General features: G+C 40.8%; 14 protein-coding genes. 7 read left to right on the plus strand and 7 right to left on the minus strand.

Features of this window, described 5'->3' with window-relative positions; translation table 11 throughout:
• Nucleotides 1-33: 33 nt before the first annotated feature.
• Nucleotides 34-2,274, plus strand: a complete 2,241-nt coding sequence (locus tag U3A58_RS07320; RefSeq protein ID WP_323822754.1) for a S9 family peptidase — start codon at nucleotides 34-36, stop codon at nucleotides 2,272-2,274.
• A 48-nt stretch (nucleotides 2,275-2,322) separates the two neighbouring features.
• Here the strand turns inward: U3A58_RS07320 and U3A58_RS07325 are convergent, their stop codons facing one another.
• A complete protein-coding gene (locus U3A58_RS07325) occupies nucleotides 2,323-2,508 on the minus strand; it encodes a CPXCG motif-containing cysteine-rich protein (RefSeq protein ID WP_323822755.1) in 186 nt (61 codons plus the stop codon).
• Between the two features lie 176 nt (nucleotides 2,509-2,684).
• Between U3A58_RS07325 and U3A58_RS07330 the strand changes: the two genes are divergently transcribed.
• The gene (locus U3A58_RS07330; RefSeq protein ID WP_323822756.1) at nucleotides 2,685-3,833 is read left to right on the plus strand and encodes an ATP-binding protein; all 1,149 of its coding nucleotides are present in this window, start codon (nucleotides 2,685-2,687) and stop codon (nucleotides 3,831-3,833) included.
• 227 nt (nucleotides 3,834-4,060) lie between these two features.
• On the opposite strand, the gene U3A58_RS07335 is transcribed toward U3A58_RS07330, so the two are convergent.
• The 6 genes from U3A58_RS07335 to U3A58_RS07360 form a co-directional block, all read right to left on the minus strand.
• Nucleotides 4,061-4,699, minus strand: coding sequence for a GIY-YIG nuclease family protein (locus U3A58_RS07335; RefSeq protein WP_323822757.1), 639 nt, complete (start codon nucleotides 4,697-4,699; stop codon nucleotides 4,061-4,063).
• A 12-nt stretch (nucleotides 4,700-4,711) separates the two neighbouring features.
• Nucleotides 4,712-5,512: a GIY-YIG nuclease family protein gene (locus U3A58_RS07340; RefSeq protein WP_323822758.1), complete on the minus strand. Its 801-nt coding sequence runs from the start codon at nucleotides 5,510-5,512 to the stop codon at nucleotides 4,712-4,714.
• Nucleotides 5,513-5,543: 31 nt separating this feature from the next.
• Nucleotides 5,544-6,659, minus strand: coding sequence for an ADP-ribosylglycohydrolase family protein (locus U3A58_RS07345; protein ID WP_323822759.1), 1,116 nt, complete (start codon nucleotides 6,657-6,659; stop codon nucleotides 5,544-5,546).
• Nucleotides 6,656-7,147, minus strand: a complete 492-nt coding sequence (locus tag U3A58_RS07350; protein ID WP_323822760.1) for an ATP-binding protein — start codon at nucleotides 7,145-7,147, stop codon at nucleotides 6,656-6,658. The genes U3A58_RS07345 and U3A58_RS07350 overlap by 4 nt, the downstream gene beginning before the upstream one ends.
• A 203-nt stretch (nucleotides 7,148-7,350) precedes the next feature.
• Nucleotides 7,351-9,969 (minus strand): ATP-dependent chaperone ClpB, encoded by a 2,619-nt coding sequence (gene clpB / locus U3A58_RS07355; RefSeq protein WP_323822761.1) that lies wholly within the window; start codon nucleotides 9,967-9,969, stop codon nucleotides 7,351-7,353.
• A 366-nt stretch (nucleotides 9,970-10,335) separates the two neighbouring features.
• On the minus strand, nucleotides 10,336-11,592 hold the full coding sequence (locus U3A58_RS07360; RefSeq protein ID WP_323822762.1) for a dipeptidase: 1,257 nt from the start codon (nucleotides 11,590-11,592) through the stop codon (nucleotides 10,336-10,338).
• Nucleotides 11,593-11,875: 283 nt separating this feature from the next.
• On the opposite strand from U3A58_RS07360, the gene U3A58_RS07365 reads away from it, so the two are divergent.
• From U3A58_RS07365 to U3A58_RS07385, 5 genes are all read left to right on the plus strand, one after another.
• The gene (locus U3A58_RS07365) at nucleotides 11,876-12,115 is read left to right on the plus strand and encodes a hypothetical protein (protein WP_323822763.1); all 240 of its coding nucleotides are present in this window, start codon (nucleotides 11,876-11,878) and stop codon (nucleotides 12,113-12,115) included.
• Nucleotides 12,116-12,268: 153 nt separating this feature from the next.
• Nucleotides 12,269-12,523: a hypothetical protein gene (locus U3A58_RS07370; protein WP_323822764.1), complete on the plus strand. Its 255-nt coding sequence runs from the start codon at nucleotides 12,269-12,271 to the stop codon at nucleotides 12,521-12,523.
• 1 nt (nucleotide 12,524) lies between these two features.
• Entirely contained in the window at nucleotides 12,525-13,409 is an 885-nt protein-coding gene (locus tag U3A58_RS07375; RefSeq protein ID WP_323822765.1) for an SMP-30/gluconolactonase/LRE family protein, read from the plus strand.
• Nucleotides 13,410-13,732: 323 nt separating this feature from the next.
• The gene (locus U3A58_RS07380) at nucleotides 13,733-14,734 is read left to right on the plus strand and encodes an acyl-ACP desaturase (RefSeq protein ID WP_323822766.1); all 1,002 of its coding nucleotides are present in this window, start codon (nucleotides 13,733-13,735) and stop codon (nucleotides 14,732-14,734) included.
• 157 nt (nucleotides 14,735-14,891) lie between these two features.
• Entirely contained in the window at nucleotides 14,892-16,430 is a 1,539-nt protein-coding gene (locus tag U3A58_RS07385) for a carbon-nitrogen hydrolase family protein (RefSeq protein ID WP_323822767.1), read from the plus strand.
• Nucleotides 16,431-16,448 lie beyond the last annotated feature (18 nt).

The raw sequence follows: 16,448 nt of genomic DNA on the forward strand, positions 1-16,448 counted from the left end.
ACTACTCTCTAAGATTGATTAACACTTATAAATATGAACCTTCGATCCATTTTTACCACATTAGCATTTGCCTGTTTTCAAATCTTTACGGTTTTTGCCCAGCAGGTTTCAGGCCCAGAGCTACTCACCCTGGACAGAATTTACAACTCAAGAGAATTCGCTCAGGAAAGGCCTCAACCCATTCAATGGATTGAAAATGGAGCAGCTTATGTGACAGTGGAAAATGGAAATGAATTGAGTCGCTGGGATTCTAAAACCTTAGAAAAAAGCATTTTTGTACCTGGATCAGCTTTGCAAAATGGTGGGAAACCAATTTCAATTGAATCGTTCACACTCTCTGATGACGGAACAAAAGTTTTGATTTTCACAAACTCCAGCAGAGTTTGGAGATCAAATACCAAAGGCGATTATTGGGTTTATGATCTTGCTTCCAAAGAATTAAAGCAACTCGGCGGTAAATTTGAAGGTTCTTCCCTAATGTTTGCGAAATTTTCTGCTGACAATGAATTCGTAGCCTATGTGCAAAAATTCAATTTATATAAGGAAAACTTCAAGACCGGAGAAATCACTCAGCTAACCAGCGACGGTACTGGCAAGATCATCAATGGTACGTTCGACTGGGCTTATGAAGAAGAGTTTGGAAAACGTGACGGCTTTGCCTGGAGTCCAAACGCGGCCCACATCGCATTTTGGCAGATCGATGCCTCTAAGATTGGCACTTTTTACATGATCAATAATACCGACTCGGTTTATTCCAAACCAATTCCTTTACAATACCCCAAAGTGGGTCAAGAGCCTGCAGGAGCCAAAATCGGTCTAGTAGATATGGCTTCGAAAAAGACCAACTGGATACCAATTCCTGGTGGAGAAAAGGAAAATTACCTTCCTGGTATGCAGTGGATCAATGCCGATCTCCTTTTAATTCAGCAAATGAATAGAAAGCAAAATCAACTGACCATTTGGATTTTCAAACCTTCAAGTGAAGAACTAAAAAAGATCTATGTGGAAACGGAGAAAACCTGGGTTGATCTGGCATATCCTGATTTGTCTCGATATGGCTGGAGTGATAATAGTTTGTCACTGGTAGATGGTGGAAAAGCATTTCTACGAATGACAGAGAATGATGGCTGGAGACATATTTACAAAGTTGAAATAGCTACGGGAAATAAAACCTTGATCACACCTGGCGAATTTGACGTAGCCTCTTTTGGCGGAGTGACGGACAAAGAGGTTTACTTCATCGCTTCTCCAAACAATGCCACACAGCGCTACCTGTATGCCATTGATTTGGCTGGAAAAGGTGATCTCCGACGAGTAACTCCTGAGGCTTTCGAAGGAGTAAACACCTATGATATTGCTCCAAATGGCCTGGTTGCTATACACATTAACCAAAGTACCAAGAATCCATTAACGGCTAGGTTAATCAGTCTACCCAAACATACGATCATTAAAAACCTTGTAGAAAACACCGCCTACTCCCAAAAACTAGCATCACTTAAAACTCCTGATATCAAATTCACGAAAGTGACTACTTCCGAAGGAGTGACAATGGACGCAAGAATAATCTACCCAGTTGATTTCGATGAATCGAAGAAGTATCCGGTACTTTTTCATGTGTATGGAGAGCCATGGAGCACCGTGGCCACAGACACACAGGTTGGGCTTTATAATATTATGCTGGCTCAAAAAGGCTACTTCATCATTGATATGGACAATCGCGGGACGCCATCTCTAAAAGGAAGTGATTGGAGAAAAATTATTTACAGAAAAATCGGAGTGATCAATGCCAAAGACCAAGGTTTGGCTGCCAAAGAGCTACTAAAGTTACCCTTTCTGGATGAAAACCGGGTAGCCGTTTGGGGCTGGAGTGGTGGTGGCTCTATGACACTGAATCTGATGTTTAAATTTCCTGAAGTTTATCAAACTGGTATGTCCATTGCCGCAGTATCCAATCAACTGATCTATGACAATATCTACCAAGAAAGATACATGGGCTTACCTCAGGAAAACATGGAGGATTTCATAAACGGATCCCCTATCACTTACGCCAAAAATCTGGAAGGGAATTTATTGATCATACATGGCACTGGCGATGACAATGTCCACTATCAAGGCGCAGAAATGCTGATGAATGAATTGATTAAACACAATAAGCAATTCCAGATGATGCCCTATCCTAACCGATCCCACAGCATCAATGAGGGGTCTGGAACTAGTCTTCATTTATATACCTTGCTGACAAGGTATCTGATGACGCATACTCCAGTGAATTAATACCCAGAGAATTGGGTGAAATCATCTTAAAAAAGGAAGCCGAATAATTTACTGCTCTATTGATTTTGCATCAAAAGCGATAACCTCCCCTTCCTGAAGCTCAACGCTAATTTCGATTGGATTGCAGCAAACTTCGCAATCTTCGATGTATTGCTGTCTGTGGATGGAAGGATCAATGAGTACTGAAATCTCTTCTAGGCAATAGGGACATTGAAAGTATTGTTCGAGCATCATTCAAGTTAAGTAAATGAGAAACAATACTCAACTGACGGGATTTACATTAATTGCGTCATCAGACTGACGGTATTAACGTTAATTAAGTCATTAAACTGACGGTATTTACGTTAATTTCGTCAGTCATATTGTATTTCCAAAAAATAATCAGCTCCTTTGTACTGTAATTCAACTAGATGACAGTGCAAAATATCCCGAGAGCTCTACAAGCCAATTTTCATCACAAGCTCAAGCCAAATAAGGTATTAATGATCCTGGGCCCGAGAAGGTCTGGGAAAACTGCACTTGTACAGCAGTTTACCAAGGATGTCGATCCACAACAAAGCTTGATCCTCAATGGGGAAGATGTGTTGGACGCAGCACTTTTGCAGGAAAGATCAGTGGCAAATTACAGTCGATTACTGGCGGGAAAAAACTTGCTAGTCATCGACGAGGCACAGCATATCCCAGACATCGGTTTAATTCTAAAACTACTAGTGGATAGTATTGATGGGATACAAGTGATCGCCACGGGCTCATCTTCATTCGACATGCATCAGCAAGTTGGCGAACCCCTAGTGGGTAGGAAAAACACACTTTTCCTTTATCCATTGGCCCAGATGGAATTTGCTAAACGTGAAGATTTCAAGACTACTATAGAAAAACGTGAAGAGCGTTTGATTTTCGGAGGCTACCCAGAACTCACCCACTACACGGATTGGAAGGACAAGGAAGACTACCTCTATCAGATCATGAACGACTACCTTTTGAAGGACATCCTGATGGTAGATGGGGTGAAAAACTCTGACAAACTCTACTCATTGCTCCGCTTGGTTGCATTCCAAGTTGGAAAGGAAGTTTCGCTTGAAGAGCTCGGGAAGCAGTTGGGGATGTCCAAAAACACGGTGGAGCGCTATTTGGATTTACTTTCGAAAGTATTTGTTGTATTCAAAATCGGAGGATATAGTAGAAATCTCCGTAAAGAAATCGTGAAGAACAGTCGTTGGTACTTCTATGATAACGGAGTCCGAAATGCCATCATCCAAAATTTCAACCGCTTAGATATGCGGGCAGACGTGGGAGATTTATGGGAAAATTACTTGACGGTAGAACGTAGGAAATTTCAGAATTATAGCCATATGCATTGCCAAAACTACTTCTGGAGGACATACGATCAGCAGGAAATCGACTGGGTGGAAGAAGAGGGAGATTCACTGCGGGCATTTGAATTCAAATACCAAAGCTCCAAACCTCCCAAAGCTCCAGCTGCCTGGGCAAAAGCCTATCCTCATGCTAGCTATGAAGTCATCCATTCAGGCAATTATCTGGATTGGATAGGGGCGTAGCATCCAAAAAAAACTTGAGGTCAAACGACCTCAAGGGCTAAGGTTTTACTATTCAATCAATAAATCCTTGAAATTCACCAAAATTCCTTTTCCAAATATCCTATAGTGGTAAGCTGACTTTGTAATGATGCTCTAATGTGTGTAGTAGAATAAATCCCATTTTTCTTTTTAGCTTTTTTTGCATCATTTTTATCTACAGTCTCAATCCAGTCAATTTTTACGACATATTATGACTTTCCATTTTCACAGTTTTCATAAATATTCTGAACTAATAAATCATATTGATGAAGAGGCATCCCTTCTATTTTAAAATCACTTACTCTTACAGCCTTTTCTTTAACTCTGCCAATGCCGACGTATCCATAGCCCTTAGCATATGCTGCTACAATATCACCTTTCACTAACCTTCTGATTGGATCACTCCACTTTTTATCTTGTCCTGCTGACAAGAATCCATACTTTTTGCAATCTTCCCAGCATCTATGAATTCCTTCACCCACATTTACATAGTAAAGTCCATTTCTAAAATCAAAATAAGGCAAATCAATATGAAAGGTGTCATGTGGTCTGAATTTTTCAGTAAAATGTCCAGATGATGAATTTGTCAGGGTCTTCCCTAGTTTCAAAATCAAGGTTTTTTCGATAAGAAAAGCTTCTCTTTTTGTCAAATATTTGGCAATCACCTTTATTATTGGTTCCTTTCCAGCATTCTTTATTGAATTTATACGTTCTGTTTTTTCAGAATCTGATTTATCAGTCAAATGTGCTTCTTTTCTATTCCCTTTACCCATCCCGTAATAAAATTCCTCAAAATTTCTCGGGTCAATATAAACGTACACATAGTGTTCAGAATTAATTTCTTCCATTTTTTCTATTGTTTAATTCTGATTTAAGCCAAAGGAGTTTGTACCAAGTTTATTTTTAAATAAACGTTCCATTCTAATGGTTTCATCAGGAGTAATGGTTTTTGGCAAAAGCATCAAAATAGAAAATTGAAAATGGCTACCATAGTTAAATTCATTTTTGATTAACTCTTTGAGCATCTTGTTGTCCCCATGACCATTAGTTAAAACATACTTGCACCATCGTCCCCAAATCCCATATTCTCCATAAGCCGATCCAACATACAATTTACCAGTTTTTGTGTCACTTATCAGGTAAATTCCCTTAGTCGATGAAAGCATTTTTTCCCAATCTCTATATTGATTTGCTACAATTCCCTTTAGCTCATCAAAAGTCAGAATAAAATCAAAGAAATCCCTAAACTGTCTATAGTGCAAACCAGGATGGATTTCTACGACTTCCATTTCGTTTTTTATCCATTGATGCCATGAAATCGCATTGTTCCATTTAATTATTACTCTTTCTTTTAAATCATCAAAGTGACTGCAAACTTCAGTCATCGAATATTCAAAATGATCTTCTTTTAAAGTTGTAGATTCAACTTTGTAAACCCCAATAAATCTTGCCATCACTCCTTTTTCACCAATAAAAGTCACTATGTAATCTACCCCTTTAAACACATCTTTAGTATTCACATTTTGATATTCTAAAAACTTGGGTCTATTTGTTTTATAAAGATTGTAAACATCTTGACGACTATCTTTATGTCTGACCAGTTTCACCTTTGAGCTTCTATCAAGCCCCCGATTATAAAGCAATTCTTGTATTGTAATCATATATCATCTTTTTATAGCTTAAAACATAAATTCAATTCCCAGGATACTTATTCCACCATTCTTTATCCTGCTCAAAGCTGTTGCCCTTCACTCCAATGGCTAGATCCTCCGCTATCTCTAGCACAATTGCTGCTCCATGCAGCTTACTTTGCCATTTTTCAGGGATGCTTCCTTTCCCATTGATAAGCCCTAGAATATTCCCCACAATTGCTCCTGTACTGTCAGAATCTCCCGAATGGTTCACTGCAGCAATCACCCCCTTATCAAAATCATTTTCATAGCGAATTGCACATAATAAACTAATGGCCAGTGCCTCTTCAGCAATCCAAGCTTCGCCAAGTTTTTGCAAATCTTCAGGCTCCAGATCTTTGGATCCTACCTCTTTCAACACTGAAAACATGTTTAGAACTGCATCTTCGACTTCATCGTGATTAGGTACCTGGGTAAGGATTTCCAGACATTTCCATGTTGCGCTTTTGATGCTTTCCCCTTTAATCAGAAATGCTATTAGTGCAGCAAAAAAACCTCCACTGAGATACCCTGAGGCATGTCCATGTGTAAGAGCAGATAAATGACAGCCTTCATTGAAAGCAAGTATGGGATTATCGCCAAACATCAATCCAACCGGCGCCATTCGCATGATCGTGCCACACCCCTTGCTTTCATTAATAGGATTTTCCATGCTTCCCATTTTGCCATTTCTCAATGCTTGCAGGCAAGTATTCCCGGGCGCTCTACATGAATAGAGTTCCTCCTGCGAAAGCAACCATCCACTATAAAGCATAGTGGGTTCTGTCATTTGACTTTGAACCGCCGCATAGGAATGGGTCTGGGTAAGCAACCATCTCAAATAGGAATAAAATGTAATCTGATGCAGGGCTCCCTCTATGCCTCGCAGCATCGCCCGATGTCTAGCTCTGAGGAGCCCTTCTGCAGTAAACAAAGTCATTTGCGTATCGTCAGTAAACCTTCCTTTACCTTCTTTGAATTCCACAAAATCACTAAGTCCCGACTGACCAAAATTCTTCCTTATCTGAGCAATTGTATAAAATTCAATAGGAGCTCCCAATGCATCTCCCACTGCACCACCTAACAAACTGCCCTGATAAGCATCCTTTTTAGCTAAATATGTTTGCTCATCTGTCATTTTACGAACCCCATATTTTTGCTTAACTCAATACTCTCTACAAACCCTTCATAAATTTCCAATACATAGGGAAATAATAGAGAGGAAGAAAAATATCCGGGTTCGTTTTCCGCACCTATCAGCCGCACTTCCCTTTTATCCGCGTCGCAAGCAATCATCACCAATGAAGTATGAATTCCAATCTTTGTTGAACGCTCTATTAAATTAGTAAAAGGCTCCTCACCTGCAGAATCTGCACAAACTTCGATAACTACCGATTTCCCTTCGAAGAATGCTTCGAGCATATCACCATTCAACTGATTGTAAGTTCCTATCAATAGGTCAATTTCCACATCGCCTGTGCCTTTCAACTCCTCGAGAAACTCAGCTGGAAATTCAACAATAAAAAAATCATCACTCCGATAATTTTTCGCAATGAAGGTACTTTTTCCAGCCCCATTCTCACCAACTACATAAATAACTTTTCCCATATCTAACTGATCATCCATAATTTATAAGTGTCTATTGGTTAATTTATCCTGATACAAGATAGGGAAAACTAAGGCTATTTTAATATTTTTGACACATATTGTCATGGATGGATTTTTAAAATCTCTACTTATGAAATCGAGCCATTAAGACACTCTGAGTAAAAAAAACCCCTTGAAATCTTAACGATTTCAAGGGGTTTGACTAGTGAGTAAGCTGATGGTTATAATTCTACAGTCTCCACATTTTTGAAATAAACCTGATTATCCGCATCCAAATCAACCAGCACAGCAGAATCATTTTTGATATAACCTGACAAGATCTGCTTCGAGAGCTCATTTAACACCAATCGTTGCATGGTTCTTTTCAAAGGTCTTGCCCCGAAATTCGGATCAAAACCAACCTCGCCCAGGTAATCCAAAACTTCAGTCGTGGCGTCGATTTCTATGTTAGCTTCTGAAAGTCGCTTTTGAATCTCTCTCCATTGAATATCCACTATCTTTCGAATAACCTGCTTGTTCAACGGTTCAAACATGATCGTCTCATCGATTCGATTTAAGAATTCAGGACGCACTGCTTTTTTCAAAAGTTCATATACTTCGATTTTGGTTTTTTCAAGAATCTCCTCCTTGTTCCATTCTTCCATGTCTGCGAATCTCTCTTGGATCAGATGCGAACCGATATTGGTAGTCAAGATGATGATGGTATTCTTGAAGTTTGCCACACGACCTTTATTATCAGTCAAGCGCCCATCATCCAAGACTTGCAAGAGTATGTTGAACACATCAGGATGTGCTTTTTCGATCTCATCCAGCAAGACCACAGAGTAGGGCTTTCTCCGCACTGCCTCTGTCAATTGACCGCCTTCGTCGTATCCCACGTACCCTGGAGGCGCTCCTACCAATCGACTGACCGCATGTCTTTCCTGATATTCAGACATATCTATTCTCACCATGGCATTCTCATCATTAAAGAGATATTCTGCCAGAGCCTTTGCCAGCTCAGTTTTACCCACACCTGTGGTTCCCATGAAGATAAAACTACCGATGGGACGCTTTGGATCTTGTAACCCCGCCCGACTTCTACGGACAGCATCTGACAAAGCTGTAATTGCTTCCTTCTGGCCTGCCACTCTATTGCCGAGCTCAAGCTCCAAGTGCAATAACTTTTCACGCTCTGATTGGATCATTTTATTCATCGGAATTCCCGTCCATTTGGATACCACAGCTGCAATATCTTCCTGGTCCACTTCCTCTTTCAACAGCGGAGATCCAGCCTGCATCTCTGCTAACTGAGACTTGAAGGATTCTAGCTTCTTCTCAGCTTCCACGATCTTACCATATCGGATCTCAGCTACTTTGCCAAAATCCCCAGCTCTCTCCGCTTGCTCTGCTTCCAGTTTGTGGTTATCAATACGCTCTTTCTCCCGTTGGATACCGGTAATGACAGCTTTCTCGCTTTCCCACTTCGCTTTTACGCTATCTCGCTTTTCGGCAAGCTCAGCAAGCTCCTTACTTAGGACAGTTTCCTTGTCCATATTTTTTTCCCTACGAATAGCCTCTCGCTCAATCTCCAACTGCATGATTCGGCGATTCAATTCATCGAGTTCTTGCGGCAAAGAATCTATCTCCATTCGCAATTTTGCACCGGCCTCATCCATCAAGTCTATCGCCTTGTCAGGCAAAAAACGATCAGAAATGTATCGCTGTGAAAGTTCTACTGCCGCAATTACCGCGTCATCTTTGATCCGAACTCCGTGATGCAATTCATACTTATCCTTGATCCCACGAAGGATGGAAATCGCATCCGCAGCATCTGGCTCATCGACTATTACAGACTGGAATCGACGCTCCAGTGCCTTGTCTTTTTCGATGTACTTCTGATATTCCTTAAGCGTAGTCGCACCGATAGCATGCAGTTCTCCTCGTGCCAAAGCAGGCTTCAGTAGGTTCGCCGCATCCATAGCGCCTTCGCCACCTCCACCAGCACCAATCAACGTATGGATCTCATCGATAAAGAGAATGATCTCGCCTTCAGCATCAGTCACCTCCTTGATCACTGCTTTCAATCGCTCTTCAAACTCACCTTTGTATTTGGCTCCTGCTACTAGCAAGCCCATATCCAAAGAAATCAAGGTCTTGGATTTTAGATTTTCAGGTACATCACCAGAGATAATTCGCTGCGCTAGTCCTTCGACGATTGCCGTCTTTCCCACTCCCGGCTCCCCAAGAAGGATTGGGTTGTTTTTGGTTCTACGAGCCAAAATCTGTAGCACTCGCCTGATCTCTTCATCACGGCCAATCACAGGGTCAATCTTGCCCTTTTTGGCCATTTCGTTTAGGTTTTTGGAGTATTTCTCCAATGCCTGATACTTACTTTCTGCGTTTGGATCGGTCACTTTATTGCCTTTTCTAAGTTCTTTAATTGCCTCGATCAATGGTTTTTCAGAAATGCCTTGTTCTTTTAAGATCTTAGCCGTCGCATCTCCTCCAGACAAAATGGCCAGTAACACATGTTCTATCGCTACATATTCATCCCCAAAAGTCTTAAGATAATCTTTTGCTTTTGCCAACACCTGATTCGAATAATTGGACAAGTACGGCTGTTGCTGCCCACCACTTACTCTTGGCATTTTAGCTAATTGCTCTTCTAGTTTTTGACTGATTAACTGCTTGTTGCTCCCAAGCTTTTTGAATAAAAAGTCAGTAACATTCTCGTCCTCGGAGAGAATCCCTTTTAATAAATGTGCTGGTTCAATAGCTGGCTGCCCAGCTCCAGAGGCTAGCTCAAGAGCCTTTTGAATAGCCTCCTGAGATTTTATAGTGAATTGCTTGAAATCCATAGCGTAATCGGGTTAGTAGAGGTAACTACTTTAAAGGGGCGGAACTGGAATATTGACATTCCACTATCCGTCTCATCCTCAACTATCAAATCTATCTCCAATTACTTCTTTCGGTCAAAATGGCTGATAAACCTCGAATCTCATACCTAAAACGGAAAAATTGACAGAATTTTATTCAAATCTGAAAGCCAGGATTCCTAAGCGCTAGAATCCTACCACCAGAGGAATCATTTTTTTGCTAAAAACTTTCAGATCGCTGAAGCAATCTTAAAACTAATTTTAGTAGCGTGAAAGAAGATAGAAGTCATAAAAATATCCTGCTCTAGTACTAAAGCAGGATATGAAAATTTAGAGATTAGCTCTAAGTCACTCGGCCTTTGTTGCATAATCCTCTACTGCCTTCCAAACCCGGAATATATTTTTGTAACAGATCATCTCTATCTCTGCTCTTGAATAGCCACGCTTCAAAAGCTCTGCAATCAAATTTGGATACATGGAAACGTCCTTTAAACCCGTAGGCAAGGAATCTCCAACTCCATCAAAATCAGAACCCAACCCTATATAATCAACCCCAACCAAGTTTTTTACATAATCGATGTGATCCGCAACTCGCTGAACGGAAGGGAAAGGACTATTTGCAGCAATGTACTCCGCCGAATATGCTTCAAATGCTGAATCACTTCTGCTCAAATTATTCTCAGCCATGTAGTTCACCAAATGCTCAAGGACTTTATCTGCAGCCGAAGCATAGGCAGAATCAATAAAAGACCCACCAAAATTGATCATCATGATACCTCCATTCTTTGCCAGGGCCTGAATCAGCTCGTCACTCATGTTTCGCTCAAAACCAGGCGTGAAATCTCTTACTGAAGAGTGAGAAGCAATCGCTGGAACTTTCGTAATCGCCAAGGCATCCTTAAACGTATCATCCGAAACATGTGAAAGGTCAACCATAATTCCCACTCGGTTCATCTCTGCCACAACCTGCTCTCCATATTCACTCAAGCCATTGTACAACCTCACTGAATCATAACTACTATCTCCAATCAGATTGGCTTTGCCATGAGTAAGCGTGATGTAGCGAATCCCTCTCTTTTGGAAATAGGCCACATTGGTGATATCGTCTTCAAGTGCAGAGCCATTTTCCATTCCCATAGGAAGGGAAATTTTACCTGCTGCAAAATTAGCTTCTACATCTGCAGGGCTATAAGCCATGGCAAATTGATCTGGGAAAGTATCAGCCAAACGCTCCGTCATCAGTATTAATGAATCTGCCAAAGCCTTGGAAGAACCTGGAGTCTGCTGTAAGCCAGCAGGAATATAAATGGACATAAAAGGTGCATCTAGCCCGCCTTCTTTGGCTCGTGGAAAATCAAAATTACCATCTGGCGTACGAACCGATACATCAAGAATTTCACGCTGAAGCGTAAATCCTCCTACTTTCATGCGATAAGGCAAGTCCACATGTCCATCGACAATGATAGTTTCCTGCGCTATTTTGGTGGCTACTTCCAATCGTTCTTCATCAGATAGCTGAGTATAATCAATTGCCTCATTTTTTTCTTGCGGTGAACAGGCTAACGCCAAACTAGCGCATAACGCTAGGCTTAAATATTTTCTCATAAGTTGGTGGGTTAGAATAAATCCTAAGATAAGTGGTTTTTCTCATGGAATCCTCATTGATCTAGTTATGGTCTTTATCACAAAATATCTGGTTAGGCTAGCTTATTTAGAGCCCTCAACGCCATTTATCTATAGATATTTAGGTGAATTTCAATTCAAAACCACCTAACATGAAACATTTCTGGATAGTATTATTCTTGCTACTTACAAGTTGGGCGTGTAGGCATTTATTCAAAAACATGAAACCTTTGCTCGCTCAGATGGCCATACTGTCAAACTCCCTATGGATCAAGGAAAAGGCAGACAATGGGCTTCCGCTCCAAAAAACATCTATAGCAAACCGGTTTTGGTAGATTGGAAAAGTGCACAAGAGTTTAAATTGACCATAGACCAGATCATACCTGAAATCAAAGAACCGGAGGACACAGAATACATCAAGCACATAAAACTCAAGTCTGATTTGCTATCAGAGTTCTGGGGACGAGACATGTATCTTGAACGTACTCCTTCCGGAGGGCTTTGATGAAAACCCATTTGGGACAAATATTCGGGAGAAATTGATCCAGAAGTTGCTTCGTATTGGAAGGAAAATTACGATCTTCGCTATATCATGGAGCGTGACTGGGATGTTTTAGGTTCAAAATTGGAAGGTAAAATAAATATATTCTGAGGCGACATGGATAACTATTACTTAAATAATGCGGTTTATTTGACTGAGGATTTTTTAGAGCAAACGCAAAACCCTTATTATAACGGGACGGTAGCATATGGCGACCGGGCAGAACATTGCTGGAACGGAGATCCTACCCTTCCCAATTATATTTCCAGACTCAGATATAATACGCTCTATCTGGCGGAAATTGGAGACAGACTCAAAGAAACAGCCGCAGCTGGGTTTAATCAACAAAACTGGACACAAACCAAAAACTAATATGAAATCAACATCAATCAAACTTGGCCTTTTAGGTCTATCCACAGCATTCTTTTTTGCTAGCTGTTCTTCTCCCAAAACAGAAGAAAATACCGAAGTGGTCGCAGTAGAGGAAGCAAAAACGCCTACCCTGACTAAAATCTGGGAAACAGATTCAACATTGACGACGAATGAGTCTGTCCTGTATGATGCAGCTACTGGCAAGATTTACGTAGCGAATATCGATGGAGATCCTTCCGGAAAAGACGGGAAAGGCTCGATATCTATCCTTGACAAAGACGGAAAAATAGTTAACCAGAATTGGGTGACCGGCCTGAATGCTCCTAAAGGAATGGGGATTACTCAAGGGAATTTATACGTAACAGATATTGATCAGGTAGTAGAAATCAACCTAGAATCTGGAAAAATCATAAAGAAATACGCGGTGGAAGGCGGGAAGTTTCTTAATGATCTGGCTACCTATGACGGCAAAGTTTATTTCACTGATATGAACACCGGTAAAGTCCATTTGCTGGATGCCGGTAAAATATCAACAGTAACAGAAGGACATGAATCAATTAATGGTATTGCTATCGGTGAGGATGGAATGCTGTATGGATTGGATAAATCTGGGTTGAAAACACTTCCATCGGACGACACCTCCGAGCTATTGAACGGAACTGTTACAGGCGGAGATGGACTTGTGATTTTAGGAGACGGAAATTACATTGCTTCTCGATGGGCAGGAGAGATTTACTTTGTAAGCAGTGATGGCGAAACCTTGCTTTTGGACACTAAAGACGCTGAGTCAAATACTGCAGACATAGGCTTCATACCAGGAGATAACATTGTTTTGGTTCCTACTTTCTTCAAAAATAAGGTAGTTGCCTACAAACTGGAATACTAATTCGCCCAGTTTACCTATCAAATAAAAGCCTTCTTTTGAAGGCTTTTTTGAGTTTATTGAACGCAGAGGCCCTAATTTTCATTATATTAAAAAATAGGTGATCAAAGGAAATATCACCAATCTTAGGAAAGCAAAGAGCAAAACATAAAAAATCCCTATCAAGACCCCCATGTTATGCTCAGCTAATCCACTGTAAGCTGGCTACTTATGGATTCCTAAATCATTGATAGGTACTTTCTATCAGTATTTTGTCCATTTGTGAGTAAATTTGTCCCAATTCAAAACCGCACCGAGTTACTTATTATTCGGACCTAAATTTATCCATGATGAAATCAGGAGAAATAAATTACGAACTAGAAAAAAACATAGAGGTCATCTCTCAGTTGGATGGTCTTGTAGGTGAAGCAGTAGATAATATTCTGGTTGATCCAGACAAGTGCTGGCAACCATCAGATTTCCTACCCGATTTTGGAGATCCAGATATTCATGACCAAGTAAAACAATTACAGAAAAGATCAGAAGGTATTCCTGATACGGTTTTGACTTCTCTTATCGGCAATATGATTACCGAGGAAGCACTCCCTAGTTATCAGACATATTTCAATCTCCTGGAAGGCATAAATCCGGAAAGAAACCTGCTATCACCTTCTGGCTGGGTTAGATGGTCAAAATCATGGACTGCTGAAGAAAACCGCCATGGTGACCTTTTGAATAAATACTTGTACATGACTGGTAGAGTGGATATGAAGGCGGTGGAACAGACTATTCATAGACTATTGATGAATGGATTTGATCCCAATTCCGGTGGAGATCCCTATCAGGCTATTGTATATACCTCATTTCAAGAAAGAGCTACTAAAGTCTCTCATGTAAACACTGGTAAATTGGCAGACATAGCAGGAGATGCAGTTCTTGGGAGAATCTGCAAGCAAATAGCAGGAGACGAAGCTAGACATGAAAAGGCATATAAGAGCTTTATGTCCGCAATATTTGATATCGATCCAAATGGAGCCATCATCGCTTTCGAGAAATTAATGAGAAAGCAGATCGTCATGCCGGCAGTGCTAATGGGTGAGGGCGGTTCAAACCCTTCCTTATTTACCCAATTCTCAGCTATCACTCAGAAAGTAGGCATTTATACCGGTTGGGATTATGCTAGGATTATTGAACACCTAGTAGGTCTCTGGAAAATAGAAAGTCTGACTGGATTAAATGACGTAGCATCCAAAGCACAGGATTACCTTGTGAAGCTATCAGACCGATACATGAGATTAGCAGATAGGATGAAAGCCCCTGAAGAGGTAAAGCTCGCCTGGCTTAAATAATTTAATGCCCTTGCTACTCCTAATCCTTTCCGTAATGGAAAGGATTTTTTGATTGTATCTACTCTTCTTATCTTAATAAACATTAAGCGATTTTTATTCAAACCCTCTAAATCTCAGATTTCGAAACACGCAAAAAATCGCCTTTCTAGCCTACTTTATGGACAATACCCAATCAGAAAATATATCATTAGCATACCTTCAGCCTTCGGATTACAAGGACCTCAAAGAAGCCATGATCGATGCATACAGAAATATGCCTGGCTCTTACTGGGCTGAAAGCCAGATTGACATTTTGATTAATAAATTCCCTGCCGGACAAGTGGTCATCAAAATAAATGATCAGCTGGCAGGCTGTGCGCTTTCTATCATAGTAAATGATGCCGAACTGGAAGGAGAGCATACCTACAAAGACATCACGACCAACTTTACCTTTGAGAATCACAATGATTCCGGTGACATGCTCTATGGCATTGATGTCTTTATCAAACCGGAATTTCGTGGATTAAGGCTTGGCAGAAGATTATATGATTACCGCAAGGAACTCTGCGAAAAGCTAAACTTGAAAGGAATTGTATTTGGTGGGCGAATCCCAAATTACCACAAGTATGCTGATCAGATGGGGCCAAAAGAATACTTAGAAAAGGTGAAGATGAAGGAGGTTTACGACCCGGTTTTAAATTTCCAACTGGCGAATGACTTCCATCCGGCACGGATCATGAAAAACTATCTGGAAGGAGATTCTGCGTCCAGTGAGTTTGCCGTATTACTGGAATGGAATAATATTTTCTACGAAAAGCCGAACAAAAAAGCATCGACAAACAAGACCATAGTGCGTCTGGGCTTGATCCAATGGCAAATGCGTTTGTATGATAATCTGGATGAACTGATGCAGCAGGCAGAGTACTTTATAGATGCCGTTTCTGGCTATCGCTCGGATTTTGCGCTATTTCCAGAGTTATTCAATGCCCCACTGATGGCAGAATTCAATCACCTGAGTGAAGCGCAGGCAGTCCGTGGGTTAGCAAAATACACCGATGAGATTGTCAAGCGTTTTGCGCAGCTGTCTGTATCCTACAATATCAACATCATCACCGGCTCCATGCCGAAGGTGAAAAATGACAAGTTGTACAATGTAGGTTACCTCTGCAAAAGAGATGGCTCTATTGAATCGTACGAGAAACTCCATATTTCACCACTGGAAGCCAAAGTATGGGGAATGCAAGGTGGTAACATACTCAAATCATTTGACACCGACTGCGGCAAAATCGGGATTTTGATATGCTACGATGCTGAGTTCCCAGAACTGAGCCGGATTTTAGCTGATCAAGGAATGGACATTTTATTCATCCCCTTCTTGACAGACACTCAAAACGGCTATTCTCGAGTAAGAAACTGCGCCATGGCACGTGCAATTGAGAATGAATGCTATGTCGCCATGGCTGGAAGCGTGGGGAATTTACCGAAGGTTCATAACATGGACATGCAATACGCTCAATCCATGGTAATCACACCTTGCGATTTCCCCTTCCCTAGTAATGGCATCAAAGCCGAAGCCACGCCAAATAATGAAATGACGTTAATTGCAGATGTGGATCTATCCTTATTGAGGGAGTTAAATCAATTTGGTAGTGTAAGAAACCTCAAAGACCGACGAACTGACTTGTTCGAACTTAGGTTAAAAGACATTCCAAAATAATTGGGGAGAAAGTGAAAC

This window comes from Algoriphagus persicinus (genome assembly GCF_035156415.1).
GTDB lineage: Bacteria > Bacteroidota > Bacteroidia > Cytophagales > Cyclobacteriaceae > Algoriphagus > Algoriphagus persicinus.

What these genes read in the sequence shown, in the direction of transcription:
- U3A58_RS07345 (WP_323822759.1), bottom strand. Translation starts at nt 6,659, where the DNA reads ATGACAGATGAGCAAACATATTTAGCTAAAAAGGATGCTTATCAGGGC.
- clpB (WP_323822761.1), bottom strand. Translation starts at nt 9,969, where the DNA reads ATGGATTTCAAGCAATTCACTATAAAATCTCAGGAGGCTATTCAAAAG.
- U3A58_RS07365 (WP_323822763.1), top strand. Translation starts at nt 11,876, where the DNA reads ATGGATCAAGGAAAAGGCAGACAATGGGCTTCCGCTCCAAAAAACATC.
- U3A58_RS07330 (WP_323822756.1), top strand. Translation starts at nt 2,685, where the DNA reads ATGACAGTGCAAAATATCCCGAGAGCTCTACAAGCCAATTTTCATCAC.
- U3A58_RS07340 (WP_323822758.1), bottom strand. Translation starts at nt 5,512, where the DNA reads ATGATTACAATACAAGAATTGCTTTATAATCGGGGGCTTGATAGAAGC.
- U3A58_RS07385 (WP_323822767.1), top strand. Translation starts at nt 14,892, where the DNA reads ATGGACAATACCCAATCAGAAAATATATCATTAGCATACCTTCAGCCT.
- U3A58_RS07350 (WP_323822760.1), bottom strand. Translation starts at nt 7,147, where the DNA reads ATGGATGATCAGTTAGATATGGGAAAAGTTATTTATGTAGTTGGTGAG.
- U3A58_RS07325 (WP_323822755.1), bottom strand. Translation starts at nt 2,508, where the DNA reads ATGATGCTCGAACAATACTTTCAATGTCCCTATTGCCTAGAAGAGATT.
- U3A58_RS07375 (WP_323822765.1), top strand. Translation starts at nt 12,525, where the DNA reads ATGAAATCAACATCAATCAAACTTGGCCTTTTAGGTCTATCCACAGCA.
- U3A58_RS07335 (WP_323822757.1), bottom strand. Translation starts at nt 4,699, where the DNA reads ATGGAAGAAATTAATTCTGAACACTATGTGTACGTTTATATTGACCCG.
- U3A58_RS07380 (WP_323822766.1), top strand. Translation starts at nt 13,733, where the DNA reads ATGATGAAATCAGGAGAAATAAATTACGAACTAGAAAAAAACATAGAG.
- U3A58_RS07320 (WP_323822754.1), top strand. Translation starts at nt 34, where the DNA reads ATGAACCTTCGATCCATTTTTACCACATTAGCATTTGCCTGTTTTCAA.
- U3A58_RS07360 (WP_323822762.1), bottom strand. Translation starts at nt 11,592, where the DNA reads ATGAGAAAATATTTAAGCCTAGCGTTATGCGCTAGTTTGGCGTTAGCC.
- U3A58_RS07370 (WP_323822764.1), top strand. Translation starts at nt 12,269, where the DNA reads ATGGATAACTATTACTTAAATAATGCGGTTTATTTGACTGAGGATTTT.